The sequence below is a fragment of the Actinophytocola algeriensis genome (assembly GCF_014203735.1).
GTDB lineage: Bacteria > Actinomycetota > Actinomycetes > Mycobacteriales > Pseudonocardiaceae > Actinophytocola > Actinophytocola algeriensis.
This window is the reverse complement of record NZ_JACHJQ010000014.1, coordinates 37795-58543: the sequence shown is the minus strand read 5'-3', so window position 1 is coordinate 58543 and position 20749 is coordinate 37795. Positions and strand designations below refer to the sequence as shown.

Below are 20749 nucleotides of genomic sequence, written 5' to 3'. Positions count from 1 at the left end.
TCGAAGCTGACGGGGTGTTCGTGGTCAGCTGACAAAGAGACGCACCTCTTCTCGGTGGTGGCGGTCGTGTTCCTCCGCCAGGACGTCCAGGCCCGGGGACCCGGGCGCGGGCAGATCAGCCGGGTGGCGGTCGGCGGCGGCTTCCCGCGCCACCGAGGTGATGTCGGACGCGAGGCCGGCGACGATCGCGTTGACCCGCAGGGGATCCAGGCCGAGGAGCCGCACGCTCGCACTCGCCGGCCCGGACACGGCGAGATAGGCGGCGGTGAGCGCCGCGTCCACCGGCACCCCGACGAGTGCGCCGAGGATGACGGGGTGGTGGGGCCGTGGCGTGGCCGCCAGCAACGCGTCGACCAGCGGGGACATCAACCTCGCCGCTCTCGACGTCGCTCTGCCCTGCGCGCGCGATGCCTTCCGCTGCGCCTCCGACGGGGTGCGCGCGTCGAGTTCCGCGTCCAGCAGCAGCCAGTCCGGGTCCGGTCGCGCCGCCGCGGCAGCGAACACCGCCGCCAGCGCACCCGCGGTCCGCAACCGGTTGCGCAGGAACGCGGGCAGGTCCGCCTCCGTGCGCACCAGCCCCCGCGACGCGGCCTCCTCCAGGCCGCCGGAGTGCACGTGCCCGCCGCCGGGGAAGCGGGAGTCGGCCAGCAGCAGGGCGGTGACGTTCATACGAGGAAATACCGTTGCGCCATCGGCAGTTCCTCGACCGGTGCCTGCTCGATCAGCTCGCCGTCGACGTGCACCGCGAAGGTGTCCGGGTCGACCGTCACCTCCGGCAGGGCCGAGTTGCCGATCATGTCCGCCTTGGTGATCGCGCGCGGGTTGGACAGCGCGGCCAGCGGGGTCGCCGTGCCGAGGTCCAGCCCGACCGCCGACGGCGCCACGAAGTGCAGGCTCGACGCCGCCGCCACCCTCGGCGCCGCGCCGTACATCGGGCGCGCCAGCACCGGCTGCGGCGTCGGGATGGACGCGTTCGCGTCGCCCATCGCCGCCAGCGCGATGAAGCCGCCCTTCAGCACCAGCGACGGTCTGACCCCGAAGAACTTCGGCTCCCACAACACCAGGTCCGCGAGCTTGCCGACCTCCACCGAGCCGATCTCGTGCGCCATGCCGTGCGCGATGGCCGGGTTGATCGTGTATTTGGCGACATAGCGACGTGCGCGCATGTTGTCGGCGGCGCCGTCGCCGGGCAGCGCGCCGCGACGGCGTTTCATCACGTGCGCGGTCTGCCACGTCCGGATGACCACCTCCCCGATGCGGCCCATCGCCTGGGAGTCCGAGCCGATCATCGAGATCGCACCGAGGTCGTGCAGCACGTCCTCCGCGGCGATGGTGGACGGCCGGATGCGGCTCTCCGCGAACGCGAGGTCCTCCGGCACCGACGGGTTCAGGTGGTGGCACACCATCAGCATGTCGAGGTGCTCGTCGATGGTGTTCACCGTGTGCGGACGGGTCGGGTTGGTCGACGACGGCAGGATGTTCGGCAGCCCCACCACGGTGATGATGTCCGGCGCGTGCCCGCCGCCTGCCCCCTCGGTGTGGTATGCGTTGATGGACCGGCCCGCGATCGCGTCCACAGTGGACTCGACGAAGCCGGACTCGTTCAGGGTGTCGGTGTGGATGGCGACCTGCACACCGGTCTCGTCCGCGATCCGCAGGCACGCGTCGATCGCGGCGGGCGTGGTGCCCCAGTCCTCGTGCAGCTTGAACCCGCCGGCGCCCGCGGCGACCTGTTCGCGCAGGCCGTCGAGCGAGACCGTGTTCCCCTTGCCCAGCAACAGGACGTTGACCGGCTGGCCGTCCATGGCGGCCAGCATGCGGGCGAGGTTCCAGGCGCCGGGCGTGACGGTCGTGGCCTTGCTGCCCTCCGCGGGCCCGGTGCCGCCGCCGACCAACGTGGTCAGCCCGGCCGCGAGCGCGGTCTCCGTCAACTGTGGACAGATGAAGTGGACGTGGCAGTCGACACCGCCCGCGGTCAGGATCTTCCCGTTGCCGCCGATGACCTCGGTGGACGGGCCGATCACGAGCGCCGGGTCGACGCCGTCCATGGTGTCGGGGTTGCCCGCCTTGCCGATGCCGGTGATCCGGCCGTCCCGCACACCGACGTCGGCTTTGACCACGCCCCAGTGGTCGAGGATCACGACGCCGGTGATCACCAGGTCGGGCGCGCCGTCGGCACGCGTGGCGACCGACTGGCCCATGGACTCGCGGATGACCTTGCCGCCACCGAAGACCACCTCGTCGCCGGAGCCCGCCGGGCCGATGGCGCGGTCCTCGGTGACCTCGATGAGGAGATCGGTGTCCGCCAGGCGGATGCGGTCGCCGACGGTCGGGCCCAGCAGCGACGCGTACCGCGCCCGGTCGATCCCGGTCACGACTCGCCCTCGCAGGTTCCGGCGAGTCGCGGTTGCCTTGACTCGGTCGCAAGCTCCCTCGTGCGCAACCCCGGCACGACGCGGCGCCCGCCGAGCGGCACCAGCGACACCTCACGCTCGACACCGGGCTCGAAGCGCACGGAGGTACCCGAGGGGATGTCCAACCGATGACCTTCCGCGGCGTCCCGGTCGAACACCAGACCCGGGTTGGTGGCGGCGAAGTGGTAGTGCGAGCCGACCTGCACGGGGCGGTCGCCGGTGTTGCGGACGACCAGCGTCACGCGCGGCCGTCCGGGGTTCAGCTCGACCGGCTCGGCGGCCGGGAGGATCTCGCCTGGAATCACGGACCGGCTCCTCTAGACGATCGGACTGTGGACGGTGACGAGCTTGGTGCCGTCCGGGAACGTGGCCTCGACCTGGACGGAGTCGATCATCTCCGGCACGCCCGCCATGACCTGCGCCCGCGAGAGCACCGACCGGCCGCTCTCCATCAGGTCGCGCACCGAGCGGCCGTCCCGCGCACCCTCGATCACGTGATCGGTGATCAACGCGACCGCTTCGGGGTGGTTCAGCAGCACCCCGCGCTCGAGCCTGCGGCGCGCGACGTCGGCCGCGAAGAGGACCAGCAGCTTGTCGCGTTCCTGGGGGCTCAGGTGCATGGATGGTGTCTACCACCGTCTGCCGCCGTGTTCCGTGCCGGAAACGTACGCGTTACGCGCTGGAGACGTCCTGGTTCTGAATCGTTCTCCTTAATCGTGACCGAAACCACCGGTCGGGACAATTGCCACAGCGGTAGAAATAGGAGGAAGGTGGGTGAACCGCGCGGCGTCGGGGGACGCTGTCTGCGCACGCCGCGCGTGGTTGTCGGGGACTGGCGGAGAGGCTGGATTTGACGATGCACAGCGCGGTGCGGCAGGTCGAGAACACGCCCGGGAAGGCGGAGCCGGACGACGGTTTCCGACCGGGTCTTGAAGGCGTCGTCGCCTTCCGCACGGAAATCGCCGAACCGGACCGCGACGGTGGCGCACTGCGTTACCGGGGTGTGAACATCGAGGACCTGGCGGGCAAAGTCACCTTCGGCGACGTGTGGGCCCTGCTGGTCGACGGCCGCTTCGGCCAGGGCCTCCCGCCCGCCGAGCCGTTCCCCATTCCCGTGCACACCGGTGACGTGCGGGTGGACGTGCAGGCCGCGCTCGCGATGCTCGCCCCGATCTGGGACTACCAGCCGCTGCTGGACATCACCGACGTCGAGGCCCGCGAACAGCTCGCGCGCGGGTCGGTCATGGCGCTGTCGTACGTGGCGCAGTCGGCGCGCGGCATCGGCCGCCCGGCGATCTCGCAGAAGCGGATCGACGAGTGCGGCACGATCACCGAGCGCTTCATGACCCGCTGGCGCGGCGAACCCGACCCGGCACACGTGCGCGCGGTGGACGCCTACTGGGTGTCGGCGGCGGAACACGGCCTGAACGCGTCCACCTTCACCGCCCGCGTGATCGCGTCCACGGGTGCGGACGTGGCGGCGGCGATGTCCGGCGCGATCGGCGCGATGTCCGGCCCCCTGCACGGCGGTGCCCCGGCCCGCGTCCTGCCGATGATCGAGGAGGTCGAGAAGGTCGGCGACGCCCGCAAGGTGGTCGCGAACATCCTCGACCGCGGCGACCGCCTCATGGGCTTCGGCCACCGGGTCTACCGGGCCGAGGACCCGCGCGCCCGGGTACTGCGGCGGACCTGCCAGGAACTGGGCGCCGCGCGGTACGAGGTGGCGGCGGAGCTGGAGCAGGCCGCGCTGGCCGAACTGCGCGAACGCCGCCCGGACCGCGCCATCGAGACGAACGTCGAGTTCTGGGCGGCGGTGATCCTCGACTTCGCGCAGGTGCCGCCGCACATGATGCCCGCGATGTTCACGTGCGCGCGGACGGCTGGGTGGTGCGCGCACATCCTGGAGCAGAAGCAGACGGGCCGCCTGGTGCGTCCGTCGGCGAAGTACATCGGCCCTGGTCCGCGCGGTCCGGAAGAGGTCGAGGGCTGGGACACGGTCACCCAGTACTGACTCGTGTCATGAAGGGGCCCTTCATCACGCCGGGCGTTACGAAGGGGTCCTTCATCGCACCGAGCGTTACGAAGGGGTCCTTCGGGCATCGCCACCGCGACACACGGCTGACAGCCTGTCCATCGTTCGGTTGACACGCGGAATCAGTCGCGCGGACGTCCCGGCACACCCCGCCCGCGCGACACGATGTCCCCATGACCGCCATACAGGTTCGGGGACTGCGCAAGTCCTACCGGGGGCACGCCGCCGTCGACGGTGTGGACCTCGACATCCGGCAGGGTGAGGTGTTCGCCCTGCTCGGCCCCAACGGGGCGGGCAAGACCACCACGGTGGAGATCCTCGAAGGCCACCGCAAGCGGGACGCCGGCGATGTCGACGTGCTCGGCGCGGACCCCGCCACCGCGGGCCGGGCCTGGCGCGCGCGGCTCGGGATCGTGCTGCAGACGGCGAATGACGCCGCCGAGCTGACCGTCCGCGAGAGCGTGCGCCACTACGCCGCGTACTACCCGAACCCGGCGGGCCCCGACGACGTGATCGAGCAGGTCGGGCTCACCGCCAAGGCGGACGCGCGGGTCAAGTCGCTGTCGGGAGGGCAGCGGCGGCGGCTGGACGTGGCGCTCGGCGTGGTCGGGCGGCCGGAGCTGGTGTTCCTCGACGAGCCGACCACCGGGTTCGACCCGGAGGCGCGCCGCCAGTTCTGGGAGCTGATCCGCAACCTGGCGACCAGCGGCACCACGATCCTGCTCACCACCCACTACCTCGACGAGGCGGAAGCGCTCGCGGACCGGGTCGCGGTCATCGCGGGCGGACGGATCGTCGCCGAGGGCACGCCCGCCACGCTCGGCGGCCGGTCCACCGCGAAGGCGACCGTCAGCTGGCTGGGCCCGGGTGGCCGCGAGACGCGGACGACGGACACGCCGGCCGCGCTGATCCGGGAGCTGGGCGACCACGAGCTCCCCGAGCTGACCGTGACGCGTCCCAGCCTCGAGGACACCTACCTCAGCCTGATCGGAGCACCCCGATGACCACCGCCGCCTTACCGTCCACTGCCGGGCTCGGCCTCTCGAGGGGTGTGGCCGAGCTCAAGCAGTTCTTCCGCCAGAAGGACCACGTGATCTTCACGTTCACCTTCCCGGCGTTCATCCTGGTCCTGCTCGGGTCGATCTTCGACGACGCCTACCCGGGCGGGGTCACGGTCGGGCAGGTGTTCGCGGCCAGCATGGTCGGCGCCGGCATCGTGGCCACGTCGTTCCTCAACCTCGGCATCGGCGTGGCGCTCGACCGCGAGGACGGCACGCTGAAGCGCCTGCGTGGCACACCCATGCCCGCCGCGGCCTACTTCCTCGGCAAGGTCGTGCTGGTGGCGGTCGCCAGCCTCGCCGAGGTGGTGCTGCTGCTGGCCGTCGGCATGGTCGTCTTCGACGTCACGCTGCCGACCGAGGCGGCGCGCTGGTTCACGTTCGCGTGGGTGTTCGTGCTCAGCATCATCAGCTGCTCACTGCTGGGCATCGCGATCAGCTCGTTCGCGAAGTCGGCGCAGAGCGCGGCGGCGGTCACCAACCTGCCCTACGTCGGCCTGCAGTTCATGTCCGGGATCTACATCCCGATCAGCGAGCTGCCGGACTGGATGCTCACGGTCGGCGCCGTGTTCCCCGTCAAGTGGGCGGCCCAGGGCTTTCGCTCGGTGTTCCTTCCCGACAGCATGATGGTTCAGGAGGCGGCTGGATCATGGGAACTCGGGAAGACGGCGCTGGTGCTCGGCGGCTGGTGCGCGATCGGGCTGGTGCTGTGCCTGCTCACGTTCCGATGGACGAACCGTCGCGCGGGATAGCCGCGCACGCCTGGCGGCGCTGGTTCTGGCTGTGGGACCTGTTCTTCGCGCTCGGCTACGCCGCGATGCTGGTGTTGCTGTTCCGGGAAGACGACGCCACGAACACCGACCACGTCGTCGCGGTCAGCGCCCTCACCGCGTTCGCCCTGTGGTACCTGACGTTCGGCAGGCCGCGCATCACCGCGGAGGACGAGTCGGTCTCGGGTGGCCGGATCTACATGGCGGGCGCCGCCGCGCTGCTGGTGCTCGGCGTGGTGTTCCAGCAGTCGATGCTCAACCTGCTGTTCGCCTTCTGCCCGATGGCGTTCATGGCGCTGTCCCTGAACGAGGCGATCGTGGTCGTCATCTCGGCGAACCTGCTGCCGCCGCTGTCGGTCCTGGTGGAGGACGGCTACGAGGCGATGATGCGCGACCTCGTGCCCAGCACGGTGTTCCTCCTGCTGTTCTCGGTGCTGCTGGGCACGTGGGTCACCAGGATCGTGGCGCAGAGCGAGGAGCGGGCCGCGCTCATCAAGGAGCTGGAGGAGAGCCGTGAGGAGATCGGGCGGCTCTCCCGCGAGGCCGGGGTCGCCGCGGAGCGGGCCCGGCTCGCCGCCGAGATCCACGACACCCTCGCACAGGGCTTCACGAGCCTGGTGACGCTCGTGCAGGCCGCCGAGTCCGAACTGGACGGTGACACGGCCAAGGCGCGCAAGCACCTGACGCTGGCGGCCCGCACCGCGCGGGAGAACCTGACGGAGGCCAGGGCGCTCGTCGCCGGCCTCATGCCGACCGCGCTCGGCACCGGCTCGCTCGACCAGGCGATCCGGCGGCAGCTGGAGCGGTTCGCCGAGGAGACCGCGGTCGCCGTCACCTACCAGGCGGAAGGTGACAGCGTGGCGCTGCCGACGGTGCTGGAGGTGGTGCTGCTGCGGATGGTGCAGGAGTCGCTCACCAACGTGCGCAGGCACGCCGAGGCGACCGCGGTGACGATCTCGTTGCGGGTCAACGAGAACCACGCGACGCTGCGGGTGAGCGACAACGGCTCCGGCTTCGACCAGGCCATGCCCGCGGACGGTTTCGGCCTGCGTGGCATGCGCAACCGCGCCGCGCAGGTCGGCGGTACGTTGTCGGTCCACAGTGGAGAGAACGGAACGACCGTGGAACTGGAGGTACCCAGGTGATCCGGGTGATGCTCGTCGACGATCACCCGGTGGTCCGGGAAGGACTGCGGGGCATGCTGGAGGCCGAGCCGGACCTGACGGTCGTCAGCGAAGCGGGTTCCGGCGAGGAGGCCGTGGCGGTGGCGCGCGCGGTCGAGGCGGACGTGATCCTGATGGACCTGCGGATGCGGGACCTCGACGGCGTCGGCGCGACCGAGCAGATCCTCGCCGAGCACCCGGCGCGGAAGGTCGTGGTGCTCACCACGTACGAGACCGACGCCGACATCCTGCGCGCGGTCGAGGCGGGCGCGGCGGGCTACCTGCTGAAGGACGCGTCCCGCGCGGACCTGGCGAACGCGATCCGCGCCGCGGCACGCGGCGAGACCGTGCTGGCACCGTCGGTAGCGGGGAAGCTGGTCGACCGGGTGCGCAGGCCGGTGCCGCACACGCTGTCCGCCCGCGAGGTCGAGGTGCTCAGGCTGGTGGCGAAAGGTCTGACGAATGCGGACATCGGCCGGTCGCTGCACATCTCCGAGGCGACGGTGAAGACCCATTTGCTGCGCACGTTCGGCAAGCTGGGCGTGTCCGACCGGACCGCGGCCGTGACGACCGCCATGTCGCTGGGCCTGCTGCCATGACCAGCGGGTAATCGGCAGCGGCAAATGGTAACGCCCTGACAGGCGCGCGGTCGCGAGGAATGTTCGGTAAGAATGCGAGCCATGCTTCAGACCACCGAGTTCGCACTGCTCCGACGTGTCGCCGCCGAACAGGCGGAGAACCGGGCGCCGTCGCTCGTCACCGCGGTCGTGCGGGGCGGCGAGGTGCTGTGGAGCGGTGCGCGCGGCGAGGTCGACGGGGCCACGCCGACCACCGACACCCAGTACCGCATCGGCTCGATCACGAAGACGTTCGTCGCGGTGCTGGTGATGCGGTTGCGGGACGAGGGCAAGCTCGACCTGAACGACGCGCTGGACAAGCACGTGGCGGGGACGCCGTTCGGTCATCTGACCATCGCGCAGCTGCTGTCGCACACGGGCGGTCTCATGTCGGAGTCGCCGGGGTCGTGGTGGGAACGCAGCGTCGGCGGCGACTGGGACGCGCTGCTGGACCGGGCGGACGAGGACGTCGTCAAGCACCGCGCCGGGGAACGGTTCCACTACTCGAACATCGGCTACGGCACGCTGGGCAGGCTGGTGTCGGAGCTGCGCGGCATGTCCTGGGTGGACGCGCTGAACACGGAGATCCTGGCGCCACTGGAGATGGCCCGCACGACGCCCATGCCCGCGGCGCCGCACGCGCTGGGCTGGGCGGTGCACCCGTACGCGGATGTCCTGCTGCCGGAACCGACCCCGGACGCGGGCGCGATGGCGCCTGCGGGCCAGCTGTGGTCGACGGTGACGGACCTGTCCCGCTGGGCCCGTTTCATCGCGGGCGACTCGGGCACGGTGCTGCACCCGGACACTGTGGACGAGATGCGTGCCCCGGCCGCTGTGGAGGACGGCCCGGTGTGGACCACCGGCTACGGCCTCGGCCTCCAGACGTGGCGCGACAACGGCCGCAGGTTCGCGGGCCACGGCGGTTCCATGCCCGGCTTCCTGGCGAGCGTGGTGGTGGACCCGGCGACGACGACCGGTGCGCTGGCGATGACCAACGCGACGTCCGGTGTGGGCGTGTCCACGCTGACGGTGGACCTGCTGAAGCTGGTGGACGACTACGAGCCCGCCATGCCGGCGGAGTGGCGCCCGCTGACGGAGGTGTCGCAGGAGCTGCTGGCGCTGACGGGCACGTGGTACTGGGGCCCGACGACGTTCGTGCTGAAGCTGATGGCCGGCGGGTGGGTGGACCTGCGCCCGGCGTCGGGCGCGGGCCGGGGTTCCCGCTTCCGCCCGGCCGAGGACGGCGCGTGGGTCGGCCTGGACGGCTACTACGCAGGCGAAACGCTGCGGCTGCACCACCACGCCGACGGGACGGTCAGCCACCTCGACCTGGCGACGTTCATCTTCACCCGCACCCCGTACGACCCGAAGGCCCCCATCCCGGGCGGCGTCGACGACCGGGGCTGGCGCCCGGGCGACTGACGTCCCATGAGGACGTGACGCTTTCGGGACACGACCTGGAGCTGCTCTCGGCTGTTGGTGTTGGGGTGTTCGCCGGTGGGGTTCGCCGGTGGGGTGTTCGCCGATGGGTGTTCGCCGGTGGGGTGTGCCCTCCGGGGGCTCCTCGCCGGAGGGGCAGGTCTCTGGGATGGCCTCTCGGTTTTGCAGTTCTTCTTGCGTTGGGTGCGGGTCTGCCTGCCATCCCGTCGACCTCCCTCCGGGCTATCACACCGGCTCAAGGGGGCAGTCCCAGCATTTGCCGCCGGTTCCGTTGGTTGTGCCCCCTTGATCCGGTGTGATCGGGCTTCGCCAGGTCGACGGGATGGCAGGGAGCCCCTTGGTGGTCGGCTTCCGCCGCGTGCTCGGTTGGCTTTCGTGCCGTGAAAGGCGCTTTCAGGACGTGGCCCGATGGCATGAAGGGCCCCTTCATCACACCGCGCGTTACGAAGGGGCCCTTCATCACGGTGAGCGCAACGAAGGAGCCCTTCATCACACCGGGCGTTACGAAAGCGTCTTTCGGGGCATTGCGGCGACACCGGCCGCCCGGCTCACAAGATCGTTGGGGTGCCTAGTAGTCTCCGCGTGATCGTCTGTCGGGGATGGACTCATAGGAGCGTCATGCCCAACAGAATCGGCGCGGCCGTCATCGGCGCCGCCGCCCTTCTCGTCGCGACCGCGGCCCCCGCCACCGCCGACGCGGTCACCGGCAAGGCCGACTCGGACCTGAACGTCATCGGTTACCAGGTGAACGTCGGCGACGACTGGCTTGCCACGATCCCCACGAACCTGCTCGGCTTCACGCTGTCCGACGGCACGCAGCTCGGCATGTACTGCGTCGAGGTCCACACGGACATCGACGAAGAGCACGACATGGTCGAGCGCCCCTGGGCCGACTACCCCAGCGAGGACTCCCCCTTCAACGAGAACCGCGCGAAGATCAACTGGGTCCTGCACCACGGTTACCCGGCGAAGAGCATCGAGGCGCTCACCGCGCAGTTCCCCGACGCGCACGACGGCATCGACACCCTCGAGGCGATCGCCGCCACGCAGGCCGCCGTCTGGCACTACAGCGACGGCACCGACCTGAACCGTGACGACCCGCTGAGCGGTGACGGCTCCGACGAGCAGGACGCCGAGGACGCGCTCGCGCTCTACGACTACCTGACCGGCGCGGAGAACACCGGCATCGGTGAGCAGCCGACGCCGACCCTGTCGGTGAGCCCGGCGGAGCTGTCCGGCGCCTCGGGTGAGCGGATCGGCCCGTTCACCGTCACCACGTCCGGCACGATCGAGGAGCTGTCCGCGAACCTGCCGGACGGCGTGAAGCTCACCGACGTGGACGGCACCGAGCTGACCACCGCCACGATCGCCGACGGCACCGAGCTGTACCTGGACGTGCCGGCGGGCGCGGCGGACGGTGACGGTTCGTTCGAGCTGAAGGCGTCCGCGGCCGTCGACACCGGCCGCCTGTTCGTCGGCCAGAACTACGACGAGCACCCGACGCAGTCGCTGATCGTCGCGAAGTCGGAGAAGACCACGCTCACCGCGGGTGCGGGTGCCGAGTGGACCGCGGCACCGACCACTCCGCCGACGAGCACGACGACGACGACCACCACCACCACGACCGTGCCGCCGACCACCACGACCACCGACACCCCGGCGCCGCAGCCGAAGAACGACGACCTCGCCGAGACGGGCGCGTCGGTCTTCGCGCCGATCCTGATCGGTCTGGTGCTGGTGGGCGCTGGCATCGGCGCGATGTTCGTGGTCCGCCGCCGCAAGCGGGCCTGACGAGACCGCCGCTGGTGGCCGGCGCGAAAGCCCGGCCGCCAGCAGGCTTGACCACGTGCGCTGGTGGCCGGACGAGAACTCCGGCCACCAGCGCGGGCATGGCCTACGCCAAAGCCTCCGTCGGCGACAGGCGCGCGGCACGCATCGCGGGATACGCCCCCGCGAGAGCACCCACCACGGCCGCCACCGCCACCCCGCCGAGCAACGCGACCGGCGGGAACACGGCGGGCCAGTCCCGGACCAGCGCGTACCCCGCGGTCACCCCGACCCCGACGAGCACCCCCACGACCCCGCCGAGCAGCGACAACAGCACCGACTCCGCGAGGAACTGACCCCGCACCTGCCGCCGCGACGCGCCGAGCGCCCGCCGCAGCCCGATCTCGCGCCGCCGCTCCAGCACCGAGATCACCATCGTGTTGGCCACCCCGACACCGCCGACCAGCAGCGCCACCCCGCCGAGCCCGAGGAAGAGCGCGCTGAACGACGTCTCCGTGAACCGCTTGGCCGCCAGTGCCTCCGACGGCCGCGACACCCGCACCGCACCCGGCGCCGACGGGTTGATCGTCGCGCCGAGGACCGAGCGGACGTCCTCGACCGAGGCGTCGTCGGCCCGCACGTAGATCGTCGTCGGGTGCCCGTCGAAGCCGAGGTCGCGCGCGGCGGGCCAGCCGATCAGCGCGGCCCGTTCGATCTCCGGCGCCAGCGGCATCGCGTCCAGCACACCGGTCACCGTGAACCAGCGGCCGTCGAGCCACACCTGGTCCCCCGCGCCGACGCCCAGCCGGGTCGCGGCCACCGAACCCAGCACGACGGCCGGGAAGTGCTCGGTCACGTCGGACAGGAAACGGCCATCGTGCATGGTGGCGCGCAGCACCCGCGGCAGGTCGGTCCTGGCGGCGAGGACCGCGACCCCGGACGTCTCCTCGACCGGCACGCGGTCGGTGCGGCGGATCGTGGCGTCGACGGTCCCCGTCGCGGACACCGCGGTGACCGGCCCGATCCGCGCGGCCATCGGCACCGCGGTCGGCGGGAGTGACGCGTCGTCGCCCATGATCGTCTGGCCCGGCGCCGCGGTGAGCAGGTTCGTGCCGAGCGTCGCGAGCTGGTCCCGCAGCGCCTGCTGGCTGGACGCCGGGATCGAGATCACGGCCACCATGGCGGCGATGCCGATCCCGATCCCGAGCGCGGACAGCACCGCCCGCAGGGGCCGGGTCCGCATCCCGTGCGCACCGAGCCTGCCGACGTCGGCCGGGCCGAGCCGCCGGGGTCTGGGCAACATCGTCGTCACAGCGGCACCAGCCCGGTGTCCAGGCGGACCTCGCCGTCGAGGACCTCGATCCGCCTCGGGAGGGCCGCCGCCACCTCACGGTCGTGCGTGACGATCACGATCGTCGCGCCGCCGTCCCGCAGGTCCAGCAGGAGACGCAGGATCTCGGTTCCCGTCCGGCTGTCCAGGTTGCCGGTCGGCTCGTCGGCCAGCACCAGCGCGGGCTCGTTCACGATGGCCCGCGCGATCGCGACCCGCTGGCGCTCACCACCCGACAGCTCGGACGGCAGGTGCCACGCGCGATGCGACAGCCCCACCTTCGCCAGGGCCGCGAGCGCCAGGCCCCGCCGCTCGCGGCCCGGCACCCCGGCGTACGTCAGGCCCGTCGCCACGTTGTCCACCGCTGGCTGGCCCGGGGTGAGGAAGAACTGCTGGAACACGAACCCGATCCACTCCGACCGCAGCGCCGACAGCTTCCGGTCGGACAGCAGCCCCACGTCGTGGCCCCGGATCGCGACGGACCCCGACGACGGCCGGTCGAGCGTGCCCATCAGGTGCAGCAGCGTCGACTTCCCCGACCCGGACGGCCCGACCACCGCGACCAGCTCCCCCGTGCGAATCGACAGCGACACCTCGCGCAGCGCCCGCACCCCGCCCGGGTACGTCCGCGTCACCTCCCGCAGCTCGATCACGACGTGGTCACCACCGTCATGCCCTCGGCGAGGCCCTCGCCGGACACCTCGACCAGCCCGTCCGCGAACAGCCCGGTCGTGACCGCGACCAACTCCCCCGACGGCAGCTCGACGGCGTACCCGCCCTCGGCCAGCGCCAGCAGCGCCCCGACCGGCACGGCCAGCACCCCCTGCCGCGCACCCGAGGTGACCACGACGTCGACCGACCCGGAGTCCGCGGCGCCGATGGCACCCAGGTCACCGATCGCGATCGTCGCCGCGAACCCGGCCTCCGCGCCCGGCGCGTCCCCGGCGGGCGTCGGGTTCACGGCGGTGACGGTGCCCGGCACCTGCTTGCCGTCGACCGTCAGCGCCACCTTCGTGCCGACCGGCGCGAGGTCCTCCTGCGTGGACTCCAGTGCCACGGTCACCGAACGCAGCGTGCCGGTGTAGTCGTAGATCGGACCGCCCGCGTCGGCTCCCAGCGCGGCGGTCAGCGTCGCCATCCGGATCGGGCCCGGCGCCACCACCACGTCACCCAGCTCGATCGCGCCCGTCCGGTCCACGCCGAGCTTCTTCTGCCACTTCCCGATCGCGGCCGCCGTGCCCGCGGTGAACTCCTCGTCCGGCGTGCCGAACCCGCGGAAGCCCAGGTCACGCAGGTTCTCCTCGATCAGCCGCACGTCCGGGCCGTCGGTCATGCCCGCGCCGACCGTCCGGTACAGCGGCAGCCCGCCGAGGAACAGCACGACCGGGCGCGCGTCGACCTCGTAGAGCACCGCGCCGCGGTCGAGCACGGCGTCCTGCGCGGGCAGCGCGGTCACGGTGCCGGGGCGGCGGCCGGTCAGCGTCTGCGCCGGGCCGTAGCCCAGCTCGCCGGTCAGGGTCTCCCGTTCGGCCAGGTCCGTCTTCTCGACGACCGCGGTCGCGGGTGGGTCCGGCGCCTCGGCGGCGGCGACCGGCCGGTTGCCAAGGCGGGTCACCGCGACCGCCGTGCCGACCCCCAGTAATGCCAGTACGGTCACGCCGGCCACCAGCCAGCGCACGCGCCGCCGCCCGCGCGTCGCGTGCGGCCCGGTCACTTCCCACCACCCGACGAGACCGTGCCCTTGCCGTCGGAGCACTCCTCCATGGCCTTGCGGAACTTCTCGTCGTCCGGGCCCGCGCCCTCGATCTGGATGCCGGGGTTGTCCATGGTCGGGTCCTTGACGTCGATGCCGTGGTCGCGCAGGCACTGCGCTTCCGCACGCATCCGGTCCAGGTCCTCCGGCGACGGCTTCTCGGGCTCACCGCCGTTGGGCATGAGGTGCTTGCACTCCTGGTCCGCCTTGTCGACCTTCGCCCTGTCGCCGCCCTCGATCGACATCGAGATCCCGCCGTCCTGCGACACCTCGGGGTCCGGCATGTCGACGCCGTGCTCCCGCATGCACTTCGCGTACGCCCGCATCTGGTCCGCGGCCTCGTCGGGGTCGTCGGGTTCGTCAGGGTCGGCCTTGTCCGACGAGGAAGGCGTGTTCCCCTCGGACAGCGACGCGACCCCGTCGGGTTGCCCTCCGCCGCCACCGCATGCCGTGACCAGCGCGAACAGGCCGGCCAGCACCGCGATCCGCCATCGTGGGCCCATGTCGTTTCTCCCTCCGCTTGCTGGCAGCCAGTTCTACGAGGCGGCGGATTCGGCGCCGTTAAGCGAAACCGCTTATCCGGGCCTTATGCCCCGGCGGCGCACACTGACGCCATGCGGGTGCTGGTCGTGGAGGACGAACAGCTCCTCGCGGACTCCGTCGCCGAGGGACTGCGCAGGTTGTCGATGGCCGTCGACGTCTGCTACGACGGCGACGCCGCGCTGGAGCGGGTCGGTGTGCACGCCTACGACGTGGTCGTGCTCGACCGGGACCTGCCCGGTGTGCACGGCGACGACGTGTGCCGTGCGCTGGTGCGGGCCGGCGGCGAGGCGAAGGTGCTGATGCTGACCGCCGCCACCGAGGTCATCGACCGGGTCGCGGGCCTCGCGCTCGGCGCCGACGACTACCTCACGAAACCGTTCGCGTTCGCCGAGCTGGTAGCGCGGGTGCAGGCACTCGGTCGCCGGGCCATGCCCGCGCTGCCGCCGGTGCTGGCACGCGGCGGCGTGCGGCTGGACCGGCCGCGGCACCAGGCGTCGCGGGACGGGCGGCACCTGCCGCTGTCGCGGAAGGAGTTCGCCGTGCTCGAGGTGCTCATGCGGGCCGACGGCGCGGTGGTCAGCGCCGAGGACCTGCTCGAGAAGGCGTGGGACGAGCACGCCGACCCGTTCACCAACGCCGTCCGCGTCGCGGTCATGACGCTGCGCCGCAAGCTCGGCGACCCACCGGTCATCGAGACCGTGCCCGGCGCCGGTTACCGGATGACGTCGTGAGCGGAGCCCTCGGCGCGAACCACGGTGCCGGGACCGCCCGGGGCCTGCGCGGAGCCGCCGTCGTGCTGTCCGTGCGCACCCGTCTCGCACTGGCCTTCGGCGGGCTGTTCCTGCTGGCGGGCGTGATCCTGCTGTTCGTCAACTACGTGCTGGTCAGCCAGGCCCTGCCGCAGCCTTCCGCCTACGCGTCCAGCGTGGTCGAGGGCCGCGACGAGGGTGGCCTGACCGTCACCTACCAGGCCGTGGACGGCGCGGTGGCCGGCTACCGCGAGTCGGCGATCCAGACCATCCTGCTGATCTCCGGCATCGCGCTCCTGCTGGTCGGCGCCATGGCGGCGCTGCTCGGCTGGCTCATGGCAGGCCGCGTGATGCGCCCGGTCGAGCGGATCACCGCGACCGCCCGGCGCCTCGAGGCCGGGCGGATGGACCGGCGGATCAACCTCGACGGCCCGCACGACGAGCTGAAGGAGCTGGCCGACACGTTCGACGGCATGCTCGACCGGCTCGCCGCCTCGTTCGACAGTCAGCGCCGCTTCGTCGCGAACGCCTCCCACGAACTGCGCACCCCGCTCGCCGTGCAACGCACGATCGTGGAGGTCGCGATGGCCGATCCGGCCGCGAGCCCCGAACTGAAGCGACTGGGCGAGCACCTGCTCCACACGAACGAGCGAACCGAGCGCCTGATCGACGGACTCCTCCTGCTCGCGCGCAGTGACCGCGGGCTGGCGAGCCACCAGCTCGTCCGCCTCGACCACGTCGTCGCGACCGTCCTCGACGGGACGCGCCGGCTCGCCGACGAGGCCGCGGTGACGGTCGCGTCCCGGCTGGGGCCGCGGGTCGCCGCCGGTGACCCGGTGCTGCTGGAACGCCTGGTCACGAACCTCGTGCACAACGGGATCCACTACAACGAGCCGGGCGGTTCGGTGCTGGTGGAGGTCGGCGAGTGGCCCGCGCTGGTGGTCACCAACACCGGCCCGCGCGTGCCGGCCGAGGCGGTCGCCGGCCTGTTCGAGCCGTTCCGCAGGCTCGACGCCGACCGCACCTCGCACCGGGCGGGCGCCGGGCTGGGCCTGTCGATCGTGCGGTCGGTGGTCGCCGCACACGGCGGCGAGGTCGCGGCGGTGCCGAATCCCGGCGGCGGCCTGCGCATTAGCGTGACACTGCCATTCCAGCAGGTGGGAGTAACCGACCCCCGAGTGGCGCTCCGGGCGCATGGAGGAGACTGAGGGCGGCAACGGCGCCTGCAGACAACCCTCATCACGTGGAGAGAAGCCGCCCTGATGACGCAAGCCTCGACCGACCTCGTGCTTCCCGCCGACCTCAAGCCCGCCGACGGACGTTTCGGCTCCGGGCCCTCGAAGGTGCGCCCCGAGCAGCTGGCGCGCCTCGCCTCCGACGGCGCGGCGATCATGGGCACCTCCCACCGCCAGAAGCCGGTGAAGTCCCTGGTCGGGCAGGTCCGCTCCGGTCTGCGGGACCTGTTCTCGCTGCCCGAGGGCTACGAGGTGGTGCTCGGCAACGGCGGCACCACGGCGTTCTGGGACGCGCTCGCGTTCGGCCTGGTCCGCGAGCAGGCGCAGGCGTTCACGTTCGGTGAGTTCTCCTCGAAGTTCGCCAAGGCCGTCACCACCCCGTACCTCAAGGACCCGGTGGTCACCAAGGCCGAGCCGGGCACCGCGCCCGCGATCGAGTACAGCCCCGGCGCCGACGTGGTCGGCTGGGCGCACAACGAGACCTCGACCGGTGTCTCCGTGCCGGTGGCCCGCCCCGACGGCGCGGACCAGGCGCTGGTCGCGATCGACGCGACGTCCGCCGCGGCGGGCCTGCCCGTCAAGGCCGAGGACTACGACGTCTACTACTTCGCCCCGCAGAAGGGTTTCGCGTCCGACGGCGGCCTGTGGCTCGCGCTGATGAGCCCGGTCGCGCTGGAGCGCGTCGGCGAGATCGGCGCGAGCGGCCGCTGGGTGCCGGAGTTCCTGTCGCTGCCGACCGCGCTGGAGAACTCGCTCAAGGACCAGACGTACAACACGCCGTCCATCGCCACGCTGTACCTGATGGCCGAGCAGATCGACTGGATGCTCGCGGGCGGCGGTCTCGAGTGGACGACCGGCCGCTCGGCCGAGTCGGCGCGGCGCCTGTACGAGTGGGCCGAGAAGTCGGAGTTCGCGTCGCCGTACGTGGCCGACCCGGCGCACCGGTCCAACGTGGTCGGCACGATCGACTTCGCCGAGGGCACCGACGCGGCGGAGATCGCCAAGGCGCTGCGCGCGAACGGGGTCGTGGACGTGGAGCCGTACCGCAAGCTGGGCCGCAACCAGCTGCGCGTCGCCATGTACCCGGCTGTCGATCCCGATGACGTCACGGCGCTGACCAAGTGCGTCGACTGGCTGGTGGAGCGGATCTAGGTGCAGCACGTCTACAGCGGGAAGGTCCGGGAGATCTACTCCGACGGCGGCGACCTGCTGCTGGTGGCCTCGGACCGCGTGTCGGTGTACGACGTCGTGCTGCCGACCCCGATCCCGGACAAGGGCGCGCTGCTCACGCAGCTGTCCGTCTGGTGGTTCGGCCAGCTCACGGACATCGTGCCGAACCACCTCGTGTCGGCGACGGACGTGCCGGCCGAGTTCGCGGGCCGGGCCATCCGCTGCCGCCGCCTCGAGATGGTGCCGTTCGAGTGCATCGCCCGCGGCTACCTCGCGGGTTCCGGGCTGAAGGAGTACCAGGCCACTGGCGCGATCTCCGGTGTGCCGCTGCCACGCGGCCTGGTCGAGGGCGCCAAGCTCCCGGCACCGATCTTCACGCCGACCACCAAGGTCTCCGACGGCGGCCACGACGCCCCGGCCACGTTCGACGACGTGGCCGCGGTCGTCGGCCTGTCCACCGCGACCCGCCTGCGGGACCTGACGCTGGAGGTCTACGAGCGCGGGGCGGCCAGGGCGGCGGCGAACGGGATCATCGTGGCGGACACGAAGCTCGAGTTCGGCACGGCTCCCGACGGCGAGCTGACGCTGGCCGACGAGGTGCTGACCCCGGACTCGTCCCGCTTCTGGCCGCTGTCCTCTTGGGAGCCCGGCCGCGCGCAACACGCGTACGACAAGCAGTTCGTGCGCGACTGGGCGGCGGGCACCGGGTGGGACAAGAACCCGCCCGCACCGGAGATCCCGGCCGACGTGGTCGAGGCCACGCACGCCAGGTACGTGGACGCGTACGAGAAGATCACCGGTCTGACCTGGCGTATCTGAACCCGAACCGGCAAGATCGGTGGGAACAGAGGCACGTTACTCGGCGCGCCTAGCCCGTCAAGGCGACCCGCCGATCTAACGTGGGCAGCTGGCGAGGTGAAGTCTTTTCTGACGCTCGAGGAGGCCGCGATGCGTGCGCTGCGGGTCGTCGGACTCGGAGAGGATGGCAAGATCGTCATTCTCGAGTCCGACCGCGGCGAGCGCTTTCAGATCCCCGCGGACGAACGTTTGCGTGCGGCGGCCAGAGGAGACATCACCCGACTCGGCCAGATCGCCATCGAGCTGGAGAGCCAGATGCGTCCTCGTGAGATCCAGTCCCGCATCCGTGCGGGAGAGTCAGTCGAGCAGGTCGCGGCAGCGGCCGGCGTGCCGCCCGAGCGGGTCGAGCGGTTCGCGTACCCGGTGCTGCTCGAGCGATCCCGCACTGCTGAGCTGGCCCAGCGGGCGCACCCCGTGCGTGAGGACGGGCCGGATGTCCAGGAGCTCGGTGAGGTCGTCGCGCAGGCGTTCGCCGCCCGCGGCCAGGACTACACCGCCGCGGTCTGGGACTCCTGGAAGGGCGAGGACGGCAAGTGGGTCGTCCAGCTCACCTGGACGGCGGGCCGGTCGAACAACCACGCCCACTGGTCCTTCCACCCCGGCGCCCACGGCGGGACGGTCACTCCTCTCGACGACCACGCCCTCGACCTGCTGGACCCGAACCCGAACCGCGGCCTGCGCACTGTTCGCCCGGTGACGGAGCTGGCGGCGCAGGCCCTGCAGGTGGCGGACGTACGGCGCCAGGCGGTCAACGGTGGCGAGCCGCCGCGCCGGGTCGAGGAACAGGACTACGTACAGGACTTCGAACTGACGGACGACGCGGCGCCGGTCGGCCTGGTCGAGCAGCCGGCACTGCCGGTCGAGGAACCGTACGGCCGCGGTTTTCCGCGTGACTACCGCCCGGATTCCTACCGCGAGCCGGAGTCCTACCGCCCTGAGCCCGAGCCATACCACCGGCCCGCGGAACACCGCACGGAGCCGGCCCGGCAGGCAGAGCGTCCGGCTGAGCGGCCAGCGGAGCGCCCGGCCGAGCCGGTCCAGCAGGCAGAACGCCTGGCCGAGCGCCCGGCAGAGCCGGTTCGCCAGGCAGAGCGTCCCGCGGAGCCGGTTTACCAGGAAGAACGTCCGGCGGAGCCGGTCCGGCAAGAAGAGCGTCCGGCGGAGGCCGCCCGGCAAGAAGAGCTTCCGGTGGAGCCGGTTCAGCAGGCCGAACGCCCGGCCGAGCCGCCACGCCCCGTGGCACCCGCGCGTCCGGAACCTGCTCCGGAGCCCGTCCAGGAACCGGCCCAGCCGGAACCCGCCCGCGCCGAGCCCGCGCCGGAACCGGAGCCCACACCGGAGCCGGAACCCGCGCCCGCGCCGGAACCGGCCGCTGCCACGGCGGCGCCTGCCACCCCTGCTTCCCCGCCGTCCCCACCGGTGAAGGAACCCGCCCAGCCGCGCTCAGCGCGCCCGACCATGCCAGCCATCCCCGAGGAGCAGGCAGCTCCTGCCGCGCGCACCTCCTCGCGCCCGGCGGAACAGCCGGCCCCCGCGGCCGCGGCGAGCACCGCCTCGCCAGCAGCGAGCCCGGCCGCACCAGCAGAAGAAGAGGAGTCCGCGAGCACAACCATGCCCGCGATCGACGAAGCCGCCCCGGAAGACACCCCGGCAGCGAAGACCGAACCAACCCCACCGCCCGCGCCAGCCGCGCCGGCCCGCAAGAAGGGCCGCAAGGCCCGCCCGAGCGTCCCCAGCTGGGAAGACGTCCTTCTCGGCACCCGCAGCAACCGCTGACACAGTCGGCACGCGGGCCCGCTGACCGGGCTCGCGTGTCGACCAGCGGCACCCTGCCTGGCTCGATGCCCTGC

20 protein-coding genes are annotated in these 20749 nt (G+C 71.8%); 12 read left to right on the top strand and 8 right to left on the bottom strand.

Annotation, left to right across the window (positions count from 1 at the left end):
* Positions 1-24: 24 nt before the first annotated feature.
* From FHR82_RS43365 to FHR82_RS43350, 4 genes are read right to left on the bottom strand one after another with little or no spacing between them, the layout of a single operon-like run.
* Positions 25-669, bottom strand: coding sequence for an urease accessory protein UreF (locus FHR82_RS43365; RefSeq protein WP_184816541.1), 645 nt, complete (start codon positions 667-669; stop codon positions 25-27).
* Positions 666-2375, bottom strand: coding sequence for an urease subunit alpha (locus FHR82_RS43360; protein ID WP_184816540.1), 1710 nt, complete (start codon positions 2373-2375; stop codon positions 666-668). The genes FHR82_RS43365 and FHR82_RS43360 overlap by 4 nt, the downstream gene beginning before the upstream one ends.
* A complete protein-coding gene (locus tag FHR82_RS43355; protein ID WP_184816539.1) occupies positions 2372-2719 on the bottom strand; it encodes an urease subunit beta in 348 nt (115 codons plus the stop codon). The genes FHR82_RS43360 and FHR82_RS43355 overlap by 4 nt, the downstream gene beginning before the upstream one ends.
* A gap of 12 nt (positions 2720-2731) precedes the next feature.
* Positions 2732-3034 (bottom strand): urease subunit gamma, encoded by a 303-nt coding sequence (locus FHR82_RS43350; protein WP_184816538.1) that lies wholly within the window; start codon positions 3032-3034, stop codon positions 2732-2734.
* Positions 3035-3270: 236 nt separating this feature from the next.
* Between FHR82_RS43350 and FHR82_RS43345 the strand changes: the two genes are divergently transcribed.
* From FHR82_RS43345 to FHR82_RS43315, 7 genes are all read left to right on the top strand, one after another.
* Complete coding sequence (locus tag FHR82_RS43345; RefSeq protein ID WP_184816537.1) at positions 3271-4425, top strand: citrate synthase 2; 1155 nt, start codon at positions 3271-3273, stop codon at positions 4423-4425.
* A 194-nt stretch (positions 4426-4619) separates the two neighbouring features.
* Positions 4620-5450 (top strand): ABC transporter ATP-binding protein, encoded by an 831-nt coding sequence (locus FHR82_RS43340; protein ID WP_221465031.1) that lies wholly within the window; start codon positions 4620-4622, stop codon positions 5448-5450.
* Positions 5447-6256, top strand: a complete 810-nt coding sequence (locus FHR82_RS43335; protein ID WP_184816536.1) for an ABC transporter permease — start codon at positions 5447-5449, stop codon at positions 6254-6256. Before FHR82_RS43340 ends, FHR82_RS43335 begins: the two co-directional genes overlap by 4 nt.
* The gene (locus tag FHR82_RS43330) at positions 6232-7419 is read left to right on the top strand and encodes a sensor histidine kinase (protein WP_184816535.1); all 1188 of its coding nucleotides are present in this window, start codon (positions 6232-6234) and stop codon (positions 7417-7419) included. Before FHR82_RS43335 ends, FHR82_RS43330 begins: the two co-directional genes overlap by 25 nt.
* Positions 7416-8036 carry a response regulator gene (locus FHR82_RS43325; RefSeq protein ID WP_184816534.1) on the top strand — a complete coding sequence of 207 codons (621 nt, stop codon included), beginning with the start codon at positions 7416-7418 and terminating at the stop codon, positions 8034-8036. The genes FHR82_RS43330 and FHR82_RS43325 overlap by 4 nt, the downstream gene beginning before the upstream one ends.
* A gap of 81 nt (positions 8037-8117) precedes the next feature.
* Complete coding sequence (locus FHR82_RS43320; RefSeq protein WP_184816533.1) at positions 8118-9476, top strand: serine hydrolase domain-containing protein; 1359 nt, start codon at positions 8118-8120, stop codon at positions 9474-9476.
* Positions 9477-10112: 636 nt separating this feature from the next.
* The gene (locus FHR82_RS43315) at positions 10113-11285 is read left to right on the top strand and encodes a thioester domain-containing protein (protein WP_184816532.1); all 1173 of its coding nucleotides are present in this window, start codon (positions 10113-10115) and stop codon (positions 11283-11285) included.
* 103 nt (positions 11286-11388) lie between these two features.
* Here FHR82_RS43315 and FHR82_RS43310 read toward each other — a convergent pair whose 3' ends face one another.
* The 4 genes from FHR82_RS43310 to FHR82_RS43295 are packed head-to-tail and all read right to left on the bottom strand — an operon-like array spanning position 11389 to position 14847.
* The gene (locus FHR82_RS43310) at positions 11389-12564 is read right to left on the bottom strand and encodes an ABC transporter permease (RefSeq protein WP_184816531.1); all 1176 of its coding nucleotides are present in this window, start codon (positions 12562-12564) and stop codon (positions 11389-11391) included.
* Positions 12565-12569: 5 nt separating this feature from the next.
* Positions 12570-13244 (bottom strand): ABC transporter ATP-binding protein, encoded by a 675-nt coding sequence (locus FHR82_RS43305; RefSeq protein WP_184816530.1) that lies wholly within the window; start codon positions 13242-13244, stop codon positions 12570-12572.
* The gene (locus FHR82_RS43300) at positions 13241-14305 is read right to left on the bottom strand and encodes a peptidoglycan-binding protein (RefSeq protein WP_184816529.1); all 1065 of its coding nucleotides are present in this window, start codon (positions 14303-14305) and stop codon (positions 13241-13243) included. The genes FHR82_RS43305 and FHR82_RS43300 overlap by 4 nt, the downstream gene beginning before the upstream one ends.
* Positions 14302-14847, bottom strand: coding sequence for a hypothetical protein (locus FHR82_RS43295; protein WP_184816528.1), 546 nt, complete (start codon positions 14845-14847; stop codon positions 14302-14304). Before FHR82_RS43295 ends, FHR82_RS43300 begins: the two co-directional genes overlap by 4 nt.
* Positions 14848-14958: 111 nt before the next feature.
* On the opposite strand from FHR82_RS43295, the gene FHR82_RS43290 reads away from it, so the two are divergent.
* From FHR82_RS43290 to sepH, 5 genes are all read left to right on the top strand, one after another.
* Positions 14959-15618 (top strand): response regulator transcription factor, encoded by a 660-nt coding sequence (locus FHR82_RS43290; protein ID WP_184816527.1) that lies wholly within the window; start codon positions 14959-14961, stop codon positions 15616-15618.
* Between the two features lie 62 nt (positions 15619-15680).
* A complete protein-coding gene (locus FHR82_RS43285) occupies positions 15681-16844 on the top strand; it encodes a sensor histidine kinase (RefSeq protein ID WP_376706499.1) in 1164 nt (387 codons plus the stop codon).
* Between the two features lie 54 nt (positions 16845-16898).
* Complete coding sequence (gene serC / locus FHR82_RS43280; protein WP_184816526.1) at positions 16899-18023, top strand: phosphoserine transaminase; 1125 nt, start codon at positions 16899-16901, stop codon at positions 18021-18023.
* Positions 18024-18860 carry a phosphoribosylaminoimidazolesuccinocarboxamide synthase gene (locus tag FHR82_RS43275; RefSeq protein WP_184816525.1) on the top strand — a complete coding sequence of 279 codons (837 nt, stop codon included), beginning with the start codon at positions 18024-18026 and terminating at the stop codon, positions 18858-18860.
* A gap of 129 nt (positions 18861-18989) precedes the next feature.
* Positions 18990-20675, top strand: coding sequence for a septation protein SepH (sepH, locus tag FHR82_RS47050; RefSeq protein ID WP_260418211.1), 1686 nt, complete (start codon positions 18990-18992; stop codon positions 20673-20675).
* Positions 20676-20749: the final 74 nt, after the last annotated feature.

Bases quoted from the DNA above. Each gene is read 5' to 3' on its own strand.
- FHR82_RS43365 (WP_184816541.1), bottom strand. From the start codon at position 669: ATGAACGTCACCGCCCTGCTGCTGGCCGACTCCCGCTTCCCCGGCGGC.
- FHR82_RS43350 (WP_184816538.1), bottom strand. From the start codon at position 3,034: ATGCACCTGAGCCCCCAGGAACGCGACAAGCTGCTGGTCCTCTTCGCG.
- FHR82_RS43345 (WP_184816537.1), top strand. From the start codon at position 3,271: ATGCACAGCGCGGTGCGGCAGGTCGAGAACACGCCCGGGAAGGCGGAG.
- FHR82_RS43340 (WP_221465031.1), top strand. From the start codon at position 4,620: ATGACCGCCATACAGGTTCGGGGACTGCGCAAGTCCTACCGGGGGCAC.
- FHR82_RS43335 (WP_184816536.1), top strand. From the start codon at position 5,447: ATGACCACCGCCGCCTTACCGTCCACTGCCGGGCTCGGCCTCTCGAGG.
- FHR82_RS43330 (WP_184816535.1), top strand. From the start codon at position 6,232: ATGGACGAACCGTCGCGCGGGATAGCCGCGCACGCCTGGCGGCGCTGG.
- FHR82_RS43320 (WP_184816533.1), top strand. From the start codon at position 8,118: ATGCTTCAGACCACCGAGTTCGCACTGCTCCGACGTGTCGCCGCCGAA.
- FHR82_RS43315 (WP_184816532.1), top strand. From the start codon at position 10,113: ATGCCCAACAGAATCGGCGCGGCCGTCATCGGCGCCGCCGCCCTTCTC.
- FHR82_RS43310 (WP_184816531.1), bottom strand. From the start codon at position 12,564: ATGTTGCCCAGACCCCGGCGGCTCGGCCCGGCCGACGTCGGCAGGCTC.
- FHR82_RS43295 (WP_184816528.1), bottom strand. From the start codon at position 14,847: ATGGGCCCACGATGGCGGATCGCGGTGCTGGCCGGCCTGTTCGCGCTG.
- FHR82_RS43290 (WP_184816527.1), top strand. From the start codon at position 14,959: ATGCGGGTGCTGGTCGTGGAGGACGAACAGCTCCTCGCGGACTCCGTC.
- serC (WP_184816526.1), top strand. From the start codon at position 16,899: ATGACGCAAGCCTCGACCGACCTCGTGCTTCCCGCCGACCTCAAGCCC.
- sepH (WP_260418211.1), top strand. From the start codon at position 18,990: ATGCGTGCGCTGCGGGTCGTCGGACTCGGAGAGGATGGCAAGATCGTC.